The following is a 15,774-nucleotide window of genomic DNA, read 5'->3' on the forward strand; positions in this document are numbered from 1 at the left end:
GAGAAGTGTGCCAGACGGGGTTCTCAGGTCACCGTGACCGCGGTGAGCACCAACCCGTCCGTGACGATCCACCGACCGCTCAGCGCCGTCAGCGGCGCACCGGAGGTGGTGTGACCGGGGACCAACAGTTCGGACCGGAAGGACCCGGTGGGTGCGCCCTCCTCGTCCTGACGCTCGAAGGTGATATGCGCGTCCTCGAAGCCGAGCCAGCGACCGGTCAGCGGGTACCAGGCCTTGTACGTCGCCTCCTTGGCACAGAAGAGCAGCTTGTCCCAGTGCACCTCGCCGTCGGTGCGGGTGGCCAGAACGTCACGCTCGGCGGCGATGCTCACCGCGTCGAGCACCCCGTCCGGCAACGGCTCGTGCGGCTCGGCGTCGATACCCACCGACCGCAACCGGAGGGCGTAGGACACCGCGGCGGCGCGATAGCCGTCGCAGTGGGTGAGGCTGCCCACCACCCCGTTAGGCCAGACCGGCGACCCCATGTCGCCGCGCAGGATGGGCGCCGGGTCGAGACCGAGACGGCCCAGGGCGAGACGGGCGCAGTGGCGAGCCGAGGTGAACTCCCGCTTCCGTTTGTCCACGGCCTTCTCGATCAGATGCGCCTCGCGTGGGTGCGGCTCGAGACCGGGCGGATCCTCGAACAGTTCCTCCGCGGCCACGCCGGTCGGCAGGATCGTGCCGAGGACCGCCTCGCTCATCGCCGCCTCCGATCCGTCATCTTCTCCACTTCCGCTTCCATCTCCGGCGTCACCGCGAAGTGGCCGCCCCACTTGTTCAGGCTGCCCGGCGGGTACTCGGGCACCGGCAGGATCTGTCGCAGCGGGTTGTCCGGCAGGCCACGGCGCTTCCATTCGCGCGGGTAGCCGACCGACACCTCCTCGAAGCGCACCCCGTCGTAGTACGTGGTTCGGGGGATGTGCAGGTGCCCGTACACCGAGCACACCGCGTGGTAGCGCAGATGCCAGTCCGCCGTCTCCGTCGTCCCGCACCACAGCGCGAACTCCGGGTAGAACAGCACGTCGGTGGGTTGCCGTACCAGCGGCCAGTGGTTGATCAGCACCGTGGGCGTGCCCGGCTCGAGATCGGCGAGGCGACCGCGGGTGTAGTCGAGCCGCGCGGCGCACCAGGCGTCCAGGGTCGCGTACGGGGTCGGAGTGATGAGGAACTCGTCCGTCGCGACCACGTTGCGCTCCCGGGCGAGGGCCAACCCGTCCGCCTTGGTCGACGTGCCCTCCGGCAGGAACGAGTAGTCGTAGAGCAGGAACATCGGCACCAGCGTGACGGGGCCGTCCGGCCCGGGCCACTGCGGGAACGGGTCCTCCGGCGTCAGCACGCCCAGCGACCGGCACAGGGTGACCAGGTAGTCGTACCGGGCCTGGCCGTGCATCTGCACGGGATCCTTGACGGTGGTCCACAGCTCGTGGTTTCCCGGGACCCAGATGACCGTGTGAAACCGGCTCGCCAGCAGCGACAGGGCCCACTCGATGTCGTCGGTCTTCTCCGACACGTCGCCGGCGACCATCAACCAGTCGTCGGGGGACGCGGGAACGATCGACTCCGTGACCTCGCGGTTGCCCCGATGCCCGACGTGGATGTCGCTGACCGCCCAGAGTGTCGGGGTCTTCTCTTCCACCTGCTGCGGCACCTGATCACGGTCCTTCGCTCGTCGTACGGTCGGCGCCCGTGACGGTCCACCGGCCGGACAGGGTCCGGTGGACCACCGCGGCGGCTCTCAGGGTAACGAACACGGCGAGGCCCACCCAGATTCCCGGCAGCCCCCAGTCGAGGACCAGGGCCAGCCAGATCATCGGGAGGAACCCGACCAGCGCGCTCAGCAGCGTCGCGGTCCGCAGGTACGCCGCGTCGCCGGCGCCGAGCAGCACGCCGTCGAGCGCGAACACCACCCCGGCGATCGGCACGATCGCCACGAAGATCCACCACACGGAGTCGATCGACGTCAGCACCGACTCGTCGGCGGTGAACACTCGCGGCAGCGGCCCCACGAGCCCGGCGAACACGGCTGCCAGCACGACGGCGAAGCCGACGGACCACGCCGTCACGTCGCGCGCAACACGCACTGCTGCCGCGCGCCGGGCCGCACCGAGAGCGGCCCCCACCAGCGACTGCGCAGCGATCGCCAGCGAATCGAGCATCAGCGCCGTCAGGTTCCACAGCTGCAGCACCACCTGATGCGCGCCGACCGCGCCCGCGCCGAAACGCGAGGCCACCGCGACGGCCGAGAGGAAACACGCCTGGAACGCCATCGACCGCAGGATCAGATCACGGCCGAGCACCAGTTGCTTCCGCACGATCGCGGCGTCGGGTCGGACCGAGCGAGTTCGCGGACCACGCACCAACGCCCCGACGAACGCCGCCGCCGACACGCTCTGCCCCACCACGTTGGCCACGGCGGAACCCTCGAGCCCCATCGGCGGTCCGACCACGCCGTGGACCAGGACCGGGCACAGCACCGCGGACAGACCCAGGCCCAGCACGACGTAGCGGAGCGGGCGCACCGTGTCCTGCACACCACGCATCCAGCCGTTGCCCGCCATCGTCACGAGGATGCACGGCACCCCCAGCACGGCGATGCGGAGCCAGGACTCGGCGCGGTCGGCGATCTCCCCGCCGCCCCCGAGCACCGACGTGATCGGCCCGGCGAGGACCTGCACGATCGCCACCAGGACCAGGCCGATACCCACGGCCAGCCAGGTGGCCTGCACACCCTCGTTCTTCGCGTCGTCGTCCCGACCGGCCCCGTGCAGACGCGCGGCGCGGGCGGTGGTGCCGTAGGAGAGGAACGTCAGCTGCGTGCTCACCTGCGCCAGCACGAGACCGCCGACGGCCAGGCCGGCCAACGGCACCGACCCCAGCCGACCGACGATCGCCGTGTCCAGCAGCAGATAGAGAGGCTCGGCGACCAGAACGCCCAACGCGGGAAAGGCGAGGCCGAAGAGCGTGCGCGCCGAGACCCGTCCGTCGGGCCGCGTCACTCCAGCGCGGCGACGAGCGCCGCCACGGCCTCGTCGACGTCGCCGGTGACCGTGTATCCGGCCGAGAAACGGTGGCCACCGCCGCCGAGCGTCGTCGCGGTGGTCGAGACGTCCACCACGGACTTCGAGCGCAACGACACCGACCACCCACGGTCGTTCTCCTTGAACACCGCGGCCACCTCGGCTTCGGCCGTGGTGCGGACGATGTCGACCACACTCTCGATCTCCTCGGACCGCAGCCCGCCGACATCCTCCAGCCGGACCACCGCGTAGACCAGCCCGCGGGCGCCCGCCGCGTCCGGCAGCAGCCGAGCCGAACCGAGAACGCGCCCGAGCATGGGCAGCCAGCCGAACGGGTGGGTGTCGAGCAGGGACCGCGTGATGGCCGCACCGTCGATCCCGGTGGCCAACAACCGTTCCGCGAGCAGGTGCGACCCCGGCCGAACCCAGCGGAAGGACCCGGTGTCGGTGACGAGCCCGGCGAACAGGCAGTGGGCCAGATCGCGGTCGACCGCGATGCCGGCCGCGTCGAACAGGGCCGCGACGACGGCGGTGGTCGACTCCGCCGACGCGTCGACGAGGTGGTGGGTGCCGTAGAACGTGTTGGACCGGTGGTGGTCGATCACCAGAGACACGGCGCCGTCGAGTCGGTCGCCAAGGGATCCCAGCCGCTCCCGGCTCCCGGCGTCCACCGTGACGACGAGGTCGACCTCGGTCCGCACCTCGTCGGGCGCGGTGACGAACTCGGTTCCGGGCAGACCCACCATGGAATCGGGGAGGCGGGACGGCGCAGCGAACGCGACCTGCACCGACGCGCCCCGGCGATCGAGCGCGAGAGCCAGCGCGAGACCGCTGCCGATGGTGTCAGCGTCCGGCTGGACGTGGCACAGCACCGTCACCGTCGACGCGGCATCGAGGACGTCGAGGGCCGCCCGGAGGTCCGCGACCGCGAGATCGGTCACCGTTCGTCGACGGTCGACGCGTCGTCGGTCCGCGGCGCCTTGTACGGATCGGCGTCTCCCGCCGGGGTGGCGCCGGCGGCGGCCGCGGCCACTTCGCTGTCGCTGCGACGAGCGCGTTCGAGCAACTCCTCGAGGTGGCGCGCCGCGTCCGGAACCGTGTCCGCCACGAAGGTCAGCGTGGGGGTGAAGCGGACTCCGGTGCCCGCCCCGACCTTCGTGCGCAGTGCGCCCTTGGCCTTCTCCAGACCGGCGGCGGCCGACGCGAAATCGGGCTCGGCGTCGAGGGTCTCGCCGCGCACGGTGTAGTACACCGTGGCGTCGTGCAGGTCCGGGGTCACCTTGGTGTCGGTGACGGTCACGAATGCGAGGCGAGGGTCCTTGATCTCGTGATCGATGGCCGTCGCCACGATGGCGCCGATGCGCTTGGCCAACTTACGAGCGCGGGCTTGGTCAACCACGACGCGCCTCCCTCTCGGTCAGTCCTCCGGCCCGAACACGCGGCGCCGGACGGCGAGTAATTGCAGCTCGGGCCGGCCGGCCACGTGCCGTTCGCAGGTGTCGAGCACCTGGTGAAGATGCGAGACGTCGGCCGTCGCGACGGCCACGCCCACCATGGAGCGACGGTAACGCTCCTGCTCCCCCGTCTCGGCCGCCGACACTCCGTAGCGCTGCAACGCCGCCACGACCGGCTTGATCACCGACCGCTTCTCCTTCAGCGAATGCACGTCACCGAGCAGGATGTCGAGCTCGAGGGCTCCCAGGAACATGTACGTCACCTCGTGTGTGCGGGACGGGCGTGGCCCGCGGCAATCACCGCGGGCCACGCCCGTGTCCGTCGATCGATCAGTCGCGCGGCTTCTCCCGCAACTCGTACGCCTCGATGATGTCCCCGACCTTGATGTCGGAGTACGTCACCGTCAGACCGCACTCGTACCCGTCGCGCACCTCGACCACGTCGTCCTTCTCCCGCCGGAGCGAGGAGATGGTGACCGTCTCGGCCACCACGACGTTGTCGCGCAGCAGGCGAGCCTTCGCGTTGCGGCGCACCACACCGGAGGTGACGAGGCAACCGGCGATGTTGCCGACCTTCGAGGAGCGGAACATCGCGCGAATCTCCGCCCGACCGAGGTCGACCTCCTCGTAGACCGGCTTGAGCAGGCCCTTGAGCGCCTTCTCGATCTCGTCGATCGCCTGGTAGATGACCGAGTAGTACCGGATGTCGACGCCCTCGCGGTTGGCCAGCTCGGTGGCCTTGCCCTCCGCACGGACGTTGAAGCCGATGATGATCGCGTTGGACGCCGACGCCAGGTTGACGTTGGTCTCGGTGACACCACCGACACCGCGGTCGATGACGCGCAGCTCCACCTCGTCGTCGATCTGGATCTGCAGCAGCGCCTCTTCCAGGGCCTCCACGGTGCCGGAGTTGTCGCCCTTGAGGATCAGGTTGAGCTGTGACGTCTCCTTCAGCGCGGCATCGAGATCGTCCAGGCTGATCCGCTTGCGGCTGCGGGCCGCCATCGCGTTGCGCTTGCGCGCATTGCGACGGTCCGCGATCTGGCGTGCGATGCGGTCCTCGTCGACCACGAGCAGGTTGTCACCGGCACCCGGCACGGAGGTGAAGCCCACCACCTGCACCGGCCGCGACGGCAGCGCCTCGGCGACGTCGTCGCCGTGCTCGTCGACCATGCGACGGACACGTCCGTACGCGTCGCCGGCGACGATCGAGTCGCCGACCCGCAGCGTTCCGCGCTGGATGAGCACGGTGGCCACCGGGCCACGGCCACGGTCGAGGTGCGCCTCGATGGCGACACCCTGCGCGTCCATGTCCGGGTTGGCCCGCAGGTCCAGCGAGGCGTCCGCCGTCAGCAGCACGGCCTCGAGCAGCGCATCGATGTTGGTGCCCTGCTTCGCCGAGATGTCGACGAACATGGTCTCGCCGCCGTACTCCTCGGCCACCAGCCCGTACTCGGTCAGCTGGCCACGGATCTTCGCCGGATCCGCGCCCTCCTTGTCGATCTTGTTGACCGCCACCACGATCGGCACGTCCGCGGCCTGCGCGTGGTTGATGGCCTCCACCGTCTGCGGCATGACGCCGTCGTCGGCCGCGACCACGAGGATCGCGATGTCGGTGGCCTTCGCACCACGGGCACGCATGGCGGTGAACGCCTCGTGACCGGGGGTGTCGATGAACGTGACCAGACGCTCGTTGCCCTCGAGCTCGGTGAGCACCTGGTACGCACCGATGTGCTGGGTGATGCCGCCGGCCTCGCCCTCGCGGACGTTCTCCTTGCGGATCGTGTCCAGCAGTCGGGTCTTGCCGTGGTCGACGTGACCCATGACCGTGACCACCGGCGGGCGGGACTCGAGGTCCTCCTCGCCGCCCTCGTCCTCGCCGTAGGTGAGGTCGAAGGAATCGAGCAGCTCGCGGTCCTCGTCCTCCGGGCTCACGACCTGGACGACGTAGTTCATCTCGCTGCCCAGCAGCTCGAGCGTCTCGTCGTTGACCGACTGCGTCGCCGTCACCATCTCGCCGAGGTTGAACAGCGCCTGGACCAGGGCGGCCGGGTTCGCGTCGATCTTGTCCGCGAAGTCCGAGAGCGACGCGCCACGAGCGAGCCGGATGGTCTCACCGTTGCCTCGCGGCAACCGCACGCCACCGACGGCCGGTGCCTGCATCGATTCGTACTCGGCGCGCTTCGCCCGCTTCGACTTGCGTCCACGACGCGGAGCGCCGCCGGGGCGACCGAACGCACCGGCCGCGGCACCGCGCTGACCCGGACGGCCACCGCCGCCGGGACGACCACGGAAACCGCCGGCCGCGGGAGCGCCGGCACCGGGAGCACCGCCGCCGCGGTAGCCACCGCCGCCGGGACGACCACCGGGCGCGCCGGGACGACCCGGACGGCCGGCACCGGGCGCCGGACGTGCGGCGCGGGACGGCATGGCACCCGGGTTCGGGCGCGGGGGCATCGAGCCGGGGTTCGGCCGGGGACCACCGGGACGCGGGCCACCCTGACCGGCCGGGGGACGACCGGCACCGCCCTGCGGAGCCGCACCGCCGGCAGGACGGGGACCACCCTGACCGGGAGCCGGACGCGGTGCGCCGGGACGCGGACCACCCTGACCGGGAGCCGGACGCGGTGCCGGACGCTCGGTCGGAGCGGAGGAGTACGGGTTGTTGCCGACGCGCGGCGCCTTCGGGCCGGGCTTCGGACCCGGAGCAGCCGGGCGCGCAGGAGCATCGGCGCGCGCGGCGGGCGCGGCCGGGGCCTGCGGAGCGGGAGCCGGTGCCGACGGGGCCGGCGCAGCCGGACGCTGCGGTGCCGGAGTCGGCGCCGATGCGGCCGGAGCCTGCGGAGCCGGGGTGGGTGCCGCCGGCGCGGCCGGTGCGGCCGGTGCCTGCGGAGCCGGCTTGGGGCCGGGACGCGGTGCACCCGGCTTGGGGGCGGATGCGCCGCCCGAGGTTCCGTTGCCACCGGACGCCGGTGCCGAGGCACCACCGTTGGCGGCGGGGAACGATTCACGCAGACGTCGCGCCACGGGTGCTTCCACCGTGGACGACGCCGACTTCACGAACTCGCCCTGCTCCTTCAAGCGAGCGAGTAGATCCTTGCTGGTGACACCGAGCTCTTTCGCCAGCTCGTGCACGCGGGCCTTGCCTGCCACTGCTCTCCTCACTGAGAGGTCGAGCGCGGCTCCGACCAGGAGCGCCCGCACGACCTCGGGTTATCTCGACACGATGTTCATCGTCGGTGCTTCACGGTGTGCTCATGAATTCGTGAACCTGTTCTCCTCGTGGCGCGGCGAGTTGCCGCGGCCGGTCGGCCGGTCGATCGTCGTCCGATCGCAGACCGTCGCGGACCGATCCAGAGGACCGGTGACGCGGAGCGCGCGACCGAGGGCGCGACGCTTCTCCGCCTGCTGGAAGCAGTCCGGATCGGGATGCAACCACGCGCCCCGACCGGGCAACCTCCGACGATGATCGACCACGGCCCGCGCACCGCCGTCCTCGTCGAGAACGACCGCGATACGAACCAGGGCGGACGGCGAATCGCGCCGTTTGCATCCTACGCACGTGCGAACCGGTCCCTGGGGAACGGGAGTACCTGCGCCGGATGCAGCGGAATCCACCGTGCGTCGAGCCGTGTCACAGTCTAACGCGGATTCCGGGTCGGTATTCCCACCGGTGTTGCCACCGCCCGGGGCCGGGCCGTCGACACCGCCCGGGGCCGGGCCGTCGACACCGCCCGGGGCCGGGCCGTCGACACCGCCCGGGGCCGGGCCGTCGTCACCGCCCGTCACGGGGTGCTGTCCACCGCCGCGTCGCTTCGGATGTCGATGCGCCATCCGGTGAGCCGCGCGGCAAGTCGGGCGTTCTGGCCCTCCTTGCCGATGGCCAGGGACAGCTGGTAGTCGGGCACGATCACCCGAGCGGCCCGCGCGGCCTCGTCGACCACGGTGACCGACACGACCTTCGACGGCGACAGAGCGTTGCCGACGAAGGTCGCCGGATCGTCGTCGTAGTCGATGATGTCGATCTTCTCGCCGGCGAGTTCGCTCATCACGTTGCGCACCCGCTGACCCATCGGGCCGATGCAGGCACCCTTCGCGTTGAGGCCCGCGACCGTCGACCGCACCGCGATCTTCGACCGGTGGCCGGACTCCCGCGCGACGGAGACGATCTCGACGGACCCGTCGGCGATCTCCGGCACTTCGAGGGCGAACACCTTGCGGACGAGGTTGGGGTGCGTCCGCGACAGCGTCACCTGAGGCCCACGCTGACCACGCGCCACGCCCACCACGTAGCACTTGATGCGATCACCGTGCTCGTAGGTCTCCCCCGGCACCTGCTCGGCCGGCGGGATCACCGCGTCGAGACCGCCCGCGTCGCTGCCCACCCGGACCACGACGGTCCCCCGCGCGTTCAGGCGAGCGTCCGCCTGGACCAGACCGCCGACGATCTCGCCCTCGTGTGTGGAGAACTCACCGAAGGACTTCTCGTTCTCGGCGTCGCGCAGCCGCTGCAGGATGACCTGACGAGCAGTGGTCGCCGCGATGCGACCGAACCCCTCCGGCGTGTCGTCGACCTCGGCGACGAAGTTGCCGTCCTCGTCGGTCTCGCGGACCATCACCCGCACCTGCCCGGTACGACGGTCGACGTCGATTCGCGCATCGGAGCGGTGCCCGGCGGTGTGCTTGTACGCGGTCAGCAGAGCGGTCTGCAGCGTCTCGATGACCGCCTCGGTGGTGATGCCCTTGTCCGCCTCGATCGCGCGGAGGGCCGTCATGTCGATGTTCACTGGTGTCGGCTTTCACTGGACTGGTCGGTGTCGGTGGCGCTGGCGGTGCCGGGATCGGCGTCCGGATCGGCATCGTCGTCGTGGACGTCGAGATCCGTCGGCTCGTCCGGGGGATCGAGCGGGTCGTAGCGGCCGGGGGTGACCCCACCCGCGAGTTCGAGTTCGGCCGGACTCGGCGGGGAGAACTCGACCCGCACCACCGCGGAGACGACGTCCGCCGCGCGAACGGTGCGCAGCTGCGGGCCGGACCGCGACTTGATCACCAGGTCGATCTCCCCCGCGTCCGGGCGGGCCTCTCCGACCCGGCCGTCGACGGTCTCCCCGACGCGCCCGTCGACGGTCTCACCGCCGAGCGTCACGGTGATCGCGCGCCCACGCGCCCGGCGCCAGTGTCGCGGCTCGGTCAGCGGACGATCGATGCCGGGAGTGGTCACCTCGAGCGTGTAGGGGCTGTCACCGAACTCGGTCGCGGCGTCGAGCACCTCGGAGATCTGTCGACTGATCGCGGCAAGAACGTCCAGTTCGAACCCGGCGTCGCGGTCCACGACGATCTTCACGACGCTGCGGCTGCCCGCTCGGGAGACCGTGACGTCCTCGACGTCGAACTCCCCCTCCGCGAACCCGGGGCTCGCGGCGTGCGCGGAGATCAGCTCGATCACCCTGTCTCTGGACGGCACCGGCATCGCGCGCAGGACTCCTCGTGAAGTTGTGGGGTGTACGCACGGATCGACCTCGACCCGTGTCACGGCAGGTGACCACGATACCGCGTGTCGACGCGGGCGACGGCACGGTGTGGTCGCCCGCGCCTACGGCACGGTGTGGTCGCCCGCGCCTACGGCACGGTGTGGTCGCCCGCGCCTCTGGCACGATGTGCGTCGTGCCCCCCGTCGACCGCACCCTCCGCTCCGGCACCCCGGCCGTCTCGCGCCGCACGGTTCTGCGGGCGTCGGCGACGCTGGGGGGCGCGGCGGTGCTCGCCGGAGTCACAGGATGCAGCAGCGCCGACGAGGCATCTCCGACCGAACCCGATCCCCTGCTGGCCGAGGCTCGACGGGCGCGTGCCGACGCAGCCTCCGCGCGGGCCGTGCTGGCCGATCGTCCGGACCTGGTGGACACCATGACCGTCATCGCGGATCAGCGCACCGCGCACGCCGACGCACTCGACGCGGAGATCGTGCGCGCGACCCCCGTCACCGCCACCACGACGCCGTCCACCACCGCCCCGGTCCAACCGAGCGACATCCCCACGCTCGCGCAACTGCGCGACGACCTGACGGAGTCCGCCCAGCGTGCGGCCACCCTGGCACGGTCGACGCAGGGATACCGCGGCGGGCTGCTCGGGTCGATCAGTGCGTCCTGCACTCTCGTCGCGGCAGCGGTCCAGGCATGACCGGCGGTGACCGGCGAAAGGCGACCTCGTGACCGACCTCGGACCCGAACAGCAGGCCCTCGTGGATGCTCTGGCCGCGGAACACGCGGCTGTCTTCGCCTATGGCGTGGTAGCGGCGTTCTCCAACCCCACCCGCGACCCGCTCGTCGCGCAGTACGCCGCCGACCACCGCGCTCGCCGGGACGCGACGATCGACGCACTGACCGCCGCCGACGTCGACGCGCCGCCCGCCGCGGCCGGCTACACGGTGCCGTTCCCGGTCACCGACGCCGTCGCCGCAGCGCGCCTGGCGCAACAGGTCGAGGAGGACACCGCCGTCGCGTGGCGGTCGGTCATCGAACGGGCGCGGTCGGCACCGACGCGGGAAGCCGCCGTCGTCGCCCTCACCGATGCCGCACGCCGGGCCGCGTCGTGGCGGGCCATTCTCGGCATCTTCCCGTCGACGGTCGCGTTCCCCGGCACACCCGCCTGACGCTCAGTCGGTGATGACGGCGAGCAGCAGCCCGTCGCGTCCGTGCACCCCGACCGTCTGGACCGCCGTGCCGTCCAGTCGCGGGTGTGCCGCCACCAGATTCAGCATGGCGCGCAGCGTGTCACCCGCCGGCCCGTCCGTGTCGACGGCGCCGTCGCCGACCACACCGTCCGCGATGAGAACGGTGCCGGGACGGCCGAGCACCAGGGCCCACTCCACGTACTGAGCGCCCGCGTCGACGGGCCCGTCGCGGGCGATACGACGGAGGTGGAGGTCGATCACGCCGAACAGCGAGTCGTCGTCCGCGCGAATACGGGCGAGCGTGGTCAGCGGCTCACCGACCATGAGGTCGACCCGCGCCGCCAGCTCCTCGTCGAGCGACGAGCGCACCGTGTCCGCGGCCGCCTCGGTGGCCACCAGGGTGACCACTCGCCCCCGTGGCCCGACGGCGCGGACGGCGTGCGCGGTGGACTCGCCGTCCACCGGATCGACGATGAGGACACGCTTGGCGCCGACGGTGCGGGCCATGACCGAGGCCAGCTTGTCACCCGCGGACCGCTCGTCGAACGTGCCGGCCAGCCTGGTCTCGGTGGCCGAGATGGGCCCCGGCGTCGTCACCGGCTGCCGCGCCCGGTCGCGGTGAGGATCTCGCTCACGGCGTCGTCGGCCGCGATCTCGCGCGTGGACCCGTCGAATCGGTTCTTGATCTCCACGGTGCCGTCCGCCCAGCCGCGGCCGACCACGAGGGTGAGCGGTACGCCGATCAGCTCGGAGTCCTTGAACTTGACGCCCGGCGACACCTTCGGCCGGTCGTCGAGCAGCACGTCGAGTCCACGCGCGTCGAGGTCGGCGGCGAGCGACTCGGCGCCGGCGCGCGCACCCTCGTCCTTGTTGGCGATGACGACGTGGACGTCCGCGGGGCTCACCGACGCGGGCCAGCGCAGCCCCTTGTCGTCGTGCATCTGCTCGGCGATCACCGCGACCAGGCGGGAGACGCCGACGCCGTAGGAACCCTGGATCATGCGGACCGGCTTGCCGTTCTCCCCCAGGACGTCGACGGCGAAGGCGTCGGTGTACTTGGTGCCGAGCTGGAAGATGTGGCCGATCTCGATGCCGCGGGCGGAGACCAGAGTGCCGCGGCCGTCGGGAGCGAGGTCGCCGTCGCGAACCTCGGCGGCCTCGATGGTGCCGTCGGGGGTGAAGTCGCGACCGACCACCAGGTCGATCACGTGCTTGCCCTGCTCGTCCGCGCCGGTGATCCAGGCGGTACCGGGCACGACCCGGGGGTCGACGAGGTACCGAACACCGTTGGCCAGCAGTGCCTTCGGGCCGATGTACCCACGCACCAGGAAGGGATTCGCGGCGAAATCGGCGTCCCCCAACAGCTCGAACTCCGCCGGCGCCAACGACGCCTCGAGGCGCTTGGCATCCACCTCGCGGTCACCGGGCACGCCGATGGCCAGCAGTTCCCACTCGCCGCCGGGGACACGGGTCTTCACCAGCACGTTCTTCAGGGTGTCCGCCGCGGTGACCGTCCGACCGAGGTCGGCCCCGTTGGCCCAGTCGACCAGGGTCGCGATGGTCGGGGTGGATCCCGTCTCGTGCACCACGGCCGCGGGGAGACCGTCGATCGGCCGCGACGGCGGCGCCGGAGTGACGACGGCCTCGACGTTGGCGGCGTACCCGCTCTCCGGGCTGCGGACGAACGTGTCCTCGCCGATCTCGGACTCGGCCAGGAACTCCTCGGACGCGCTGCCGCCCATCGCGCCGGACGTCGCGGCGACGACGACGTACGAGATGCCCAGCCGGTCGAAGATGCGCTGGTAGGCCTCACGGTGCGCGTGGTACGACGCCTTGGCGCCGGCCTCGTCGAGATCGAACGAGTACGAATCCTTCATGACGAACTCGCGGCCGCGCAGGATCCCCGCGCGCGGACGTTCCTCGTCGCGATATTTTGTCTGGATCTGATAGAGCGTGACCGGGAGATCCTTGTAGGACGAGTACTCGCCCTTGACCGTCAGCGCGAACAGTTCCTCGTGGGTCGGACCGAGGAGCATGTCGGCGCCCTTGCGGTCCTTCAGCCGGAACAGCCCGTCCCCGTACTCGGTCCAGCGGCCCGTCACCTCGTAGGGCTCGCGCGGCAGCAGCGCCGGCAGCGAGATCTCCTGCGCACCGATGGCGTTCATCTCCTCGCGCACAACCTGCTCCACCCGGCGCAGCACGGTCAGGCCGAGCGGCAGCCACGAGTAGACACCCGGGGCGACGCGGCGGACGTAACCGGCGCGCACGAGCAGCTTGTGGCTGGGCACCTCGGCGTCGGCCGGATCGTCGCGGAGGGTGCGCAGGAACAGGTGGGACAGGCGGGTGATCACAGCCGACGAGCCTAGTGGGTGAGGGCGTGTTTCCCTCTCGGTAGGGTTGCCGACCGTGCTGATCCTGCTGCCCCCGTCCGAGACGAAGTCCGACGGCGGCACCGGTGGCCCCCTCGACCTCGACTCCCTCGCGCTGCCCGAGCTGACGCCTGCCCGCGAGACCGTGGTCGACGCCGTCGTCGCTCTCGCCGACGATCCCGACGCCCCGCGCATTCTCGGACTCGGCGCCACAAAGGGCGCGGACGCCGTCCGCAACGGCGACCTCCGCACCGGACCGACGGCACCGGCACTCGAGCGTTACACCGGCGTGCTGTACGACGCGTTCGACGCGCCGTCACTCACCCGGGCCGGCCGGGCCCGCGCGGCCGAGCGCCTCTGGATCGGGTCCGCGCTCTTCGGCGCCGTCCGCGCGACCGACCTCGTGCCCTGGTACCGACTGTCCGGCGGCACCACCCTGCCGGGCCTCGGGACGCTCCGCTCGCACTGGAAGCCGCACCTCGGCGACGCGCTCGCCGCCGCCGCGCAGGGGGTGGTCGTCGACCTGCGGTCCGGCGCCTACCAGGACCTCGGGCCCGTGCCCCGAGCCGTGACCGCCACCGTGGTCACCGAGAAGCCCGACGGCACCCGCGCCGTGGTCAGCCACTTCAACAAGCACCACAAGGGCCTGCTCGCCCGCGCACTCACCACCACGCGCGCCGAGCCGAGCGACGTGCGCGGACTCGCTCGCGTCGCCCGCGCCGCCGGGCTGCGGGTGGAGGTCACCTCCCCGACACTGTTGACGGTGGTGACCTGATTCAGCCGCGAGCGGCTTCCTGGGCCGCCTTGGCGGACGCCACGTCCGCCGCGCTGTAGCGAATGAACAGGGCCGACACGGCCGCGACGGTCGCCAATCCGGCGCAACCGAGGAGCCCGAAGGTGTACCCCTCGCCCAGCACCCGCACCTGCTCCTCCGTCATGGACACCGCCGACCCCGTAACCCCGCCGAGGGACATCGTCTTCGCCGCCGCCATCGCGCTGACCACCGCCAGACCCAGCGGTCCACCGAGGTTCTGGGCCACCAGCGAGATCGCCGTCAGCGGTCCGATGTTCTCTGCGCGCACCTGAGCGATCGCGCAGAGCGGCAGCGCGATGACCGCGAGGCCGACGCCGAACCCGATGCCGCCGATCGGCAGGAAGAGATCGGACCAGTACGACGCGTCGACGTCGATGCGGGACGCGAAGATGAGGTATCCGACGGTGAGAACCGCACCGGTGAACACGATCCACCGCGGCGCGACGCGCGGCGCGAGCCACGAGGAGGTGACCGCGGCCAGGGCCATCCCGCCGCCGAACGGGATGAACGAGATGCCCGCGTGCAGCGGGCTGTAGCCGAGGACGTCCTGGACGAACACCGCCACGATCACGGTCATCGCGAACAGGGCGCCGCCGGAGAAGAAGATGGCCGCGAACGTCGCGACCCGGTCGCGGTCACGGAACAGCTCGAACGGCAGCAGGGGGTTGCTCGCGCGGCGCTCCACCACGAGGAACGCGCCGAGCAGCGCCAGTCCGATCAGAACGGATGCCACGGTGACGGCGTCGGTCCACCCCCGCTCTGGCCCCTCGACGATGCCGAACACCACGGCCGTCGAACCCAACGTCGCCAGGACCGCCCCCGGGACGTCCAGCGCGGTGCGCTCGGCCGCCGTCTCCACGAGTGCGCGGGCACCGACCACGAGGATGGCCAGACCGATCGGCACGTTGATGAGGAAGATCCAGCGCCAGGACACCTCGGTGAGCGCACCGCCGATGATGAGCCCCGAGAACGACCCCACCCCGGTCATGGCCGCGTAGATCGCGATCGCCTGGTTGCGCACCGGACCGGGCGCGAACGTCGTCGCCACCAGGGCGAACGCCGTGGGTGACGCGACGGCTGCACCGGCGCCCTGCACGATGCGCGCACCGACCAGCATGGCCTCGTTCTGGGCCAGGCCGCACACGGCGGAGGCCAGGGTGAACAGCGCGACGCCCGTGAGGAACATGCGCTTGCGGCCGAAGGAGTCACCCATCCGCCCACCGAGCAGCATGAGGCCACCGAAGGCCAGGACGTACGAGGACACCACCCAGTTGCGTCCGGCGTCCGAGAGGTTCAACTCCGCCTGCAGTGGAGCGAGGGCCAGATTGATGACGGTGCCGTCCAACACGGCCATCAACTGCATGCCGCCGAGGGCGACGATGGCCGGTCCGAACGCGCGGGTCGTCACCGGATACCCGATCGGCGCGACGTGTTGGGAGGCGGACATGGA

The 15,774-nt window shown here is 71.3% G+C and carries 16 protein-coding genes; 3 read left to right on the forward strand and 13 right to left on the reverse strand.

Annotated features, from left to right (window positions below):
* Positions 1–23: 23 nt before the first annotated feature.
* The 10 genes from BMZ18_RS16035 to rimP form a co-directional block, all read right to left on the reverse strand.
* A complete protein-coding gene (locus BMZ18_RS16035; RefSeq protein ID WP_068100729.1) occupies positions 24–701 on the reverse strand; it encodes a 4'-phosphopantetheinyl transferase family protein in 678 nt (225 codons plus the stop codon).
* Positions 698–1,648, reverse strand: a complete 951-nt coding sequence (locus BMZ18_RS16040; RefSeq protein ID WP_371828512.1) for a metallophosphoesterase family protein — start codon at positions 1,646–1,648, stop codon at positions 698–700. Before BMZ18_RS16040 ends, BMZ18_RS16035 begins: the two co-directional genes overlap by 4 nt.
* Positions 1,649–1,652: 4 nt before the next feature.
* The gene (locus BMZ18_RS16045) at positions 1,653–2,996 is read right to left on the reverse strand and encodes an MATE family efflux transporter (RefSeq protein WP_068364602.1); all 1,344 of its coding nucleotides are present in this window, start codon (positions 2,994–2,996) and stop codon (positions 1,653–1,655) included.
* Positions 2,993–3,958: a DHH family phosphoesterase gene (locus BMZ18_RS16050; protein WP_068364598.1), complete on the reverse strand. Its 966-nt coding sequence runs from the start codon at positions 3,956–3,958 to the stop codon at positions 2,993–2,995. The genes BMZ18_RS16045 and BMZ18_RS16050 overlap by 4 nt, the downstream gene beginning before the upstream one ends.
* Entirely contained in the window at positions 3,955–4,416 is a 462-nt protein-coding gene (gene rbfA / locus BMZ18_RS16055; protein WP_068364595.1) for a 30S ribosome-binding factor RbfA, read from the reverse strand. Before rbfA ends, BMZ18_RS16050 begins: the two co-directional genes overlap by 4 nt.
* An 18-nt stretch (positions 4,417–4,434) precedes the next feature.
* On the reverse strand, positions 4,435–4,725 hold the full coding sequence (locus tag BMZ18_RS16060; protein WP_068105508.1) for a DUF503 domain-containing protein: 291 nt from the start codon (positions 4,723–4,725) through the stop codon (positions 4,435–4,437).
* A gap of 76 nt (positions 4,726–4,801) precedes the next feature.
* A complete protein-coding gene (infB, locus tag BMZ18_RS16065) occupies positions 4,802–7,624 on the reverse strand; it encodes a translation initiation factor IF-2 (RefSeq protein ID WP_068364588.1) in 2,823 nt (940 codons plus the stop codon).
* A 102-nt stretch (positions 7,625–7,726) separates the two neighbouring features.
* A complete protein-coding gene (locus tag BMZ18_RS20340; protein WP_371828513.1) occupies positions 7,727–8,305 on the reverse strand; it encodes a YlxR family protein in 579 nt (192 codons plus the stop codon).
* Positions 8,257–9,258: a transcription termination factor NusA gene (gene nusA, locus BMZ18_RS16075; protein ID WP_068364583.1), complete on the reverse strand. Its 1,002-nt coding sequence runs from the start codon at positions 9,256–9,258 to the stop codon at positions 8,257–8,259. The genes BMZ18_RS20340 and nusA overlap by 49 nt, the downstream gene beginning before the upstream one ends.
* Positions 9,255–9,941 carry a ribosome maturation factor RimP gene (gene rimP, locus BMZ18_RS16080; RefSeq protein WP_068364580.1) on the reverse strand — a complete coding sequence of 229 codons (687 nt, stop codon included), beginning with the start codon at positions 9,939–9,941 and terminating at the stop codon, positions 9,255–9,257. The genes nusA and rimP overlap by 4 nt, the downstream gene beginning before the upstream one ends.
* Before the next feature lie 185 nt (positions 9,942–10,126).
* Here rimP and BMZ18_RS16085 point away from each other — a divergent pair, with 185 nt between their 5' ends.
* On the forward strand, positions 10,127–10,648 hold the full coding sequence (locus BMZ18_RS16085; RefSeq protein ID WP_068364577.1) for a hypothetical protein: 522 nt from the start codon (positions 10,127–10,129) through the stop codon (positions 10,646–10,648).
* A gap of 28 nt (positions 10,649–10,676) precedes the next feature.
* Positions 10,677–11,120, forward strand: coding sequence for a ferritin-like domain-containing protein (locus tag BMZ18_RS16090; RefSeq protein WP_068100715.1), 444 nt, complete (start codon positions 10,677–10,679; stop codon positions 11,118–11,120).
* A gap of 3 nt (positions 11,121–11,123) precedes the next feature.
* On the opposite strand, the gene BMZ18_RS16095 is transcribed toward BMZ18_RS16090, so the two are convergent.
* Both BMZ18_RS16095 and BMZ18_RS16100 read right to left on the reverse strand, forming a co-directional pair.
* Entirely contained in the window at positions 11,124–11,738 is a 615-nt protein-coding gene (locus tag BMZ18_RS16095) for an O-methyltransferase (protein ID WP_068364569.1), read from the reverse strand.
* Entirely contained in the window at positions 11,735–13,492 is a 1,758-nt protein-coding gene (locus tag BMZ18_RS16100) for a proline--tRNA ligase (protein ID WP_068364566.1), read from the reverse strand. The genes BMZ18_RS16095 and BMZ18_RS16100 overlap by 4 nt, the downstream gene beginning before the upstream one ends.
* Positions 13,493–13,547: 55 nt before the next feature.
* Here BMZ18_RS16100 and yaaA point away from each other — a divergent pair, with 55 nt between their 5' ends.
* On the forward strand, positions 13,548–14,285 hold the full coding sequence (gene yaaA / locus BMZ18_RS16105) for a peroxide stress protein YaaA (RefSeq protein WP_068364563.1): 738 nt from the start codon (positions 13,548–13,550) through the stop codon (positions 14,283–14,285).
* A 1-nt stretch (position 14,286) separates the two neighbouring features.
* On the opposite strand, the gene BMZ18_RS16110 is transcribed toward yaaA, so the two are convergent.
* Entirely contained in the window at positions 14,287–15,771 is a 1,485-nt protein-coding gene (locus BMZ18_RS16110) for an MFS transporter (RefSeq protein WP_068364557.1), read from the reverse strand.
* Positions 15,772–15,774: the final 3 nt, after the last annotated feature.

Origin of the sequence: Rhodococcoides kroppenstedtii (assembly GCF_900111805.1) — a bacterium.
GTDB classification, from domain to species: Bacteria; Actinomycetota; Actinomycetes; order Mycobacteriales; family Mycobacteriaceae; genus Rhodococcoides; species Rhodococcoides kroppenstedtii.

What these genes read in the sequence shown, in the direction of transcription:
- BMZ18_RS16085 (WP_068364577.1), top strand. Translation starts at nt 10,127, where the DNA reads ATGTGCGTCGTGCCCCCCGTCGACCGCACCCTCCGCTCCGGCACCCCG.
- rimP (WP_068364580.1), bottom strand. Translation starts at nt 9,941, where the DNA reads ATGCCGGTGCCGTCCAGAGACAGGGTGATCGAGCTGATCTCCGCGCAC.
- BMZ18_RS16035 (WP_068100729.1), bottom strand. Translation starts at nt 701, where the DNA reads ATGAGCGAGGCGGTCCTCGGCACGATCCTGCCGACCGGCGTGGCCGCG.
- BMZ18_RS16060 (WP_068105508.1), bottom strand. Translation starts at nt 4,725, where the DNA reads ATGTTCCTGGGAGCCCTCGAGCTCGACATCCTGCTCGGTGACGTGCAT.
- BMZ18_RS20340 (WP_371828513.1), bottom strand. Translation starts at nt 8,305, where the DNA reads ATGGCGCATCGACATCCGAAGCGACGCGGCGGTGGACAGCACCCCGTG.
- BMZ18_RS16110 (WP_068364557.1), bottom strand. Translation starts at nt 15,771, where the DNA reads ATGTCCGCCTCCCAACACGTCGCGCCGATCGGGTATCCGGTGACGACC.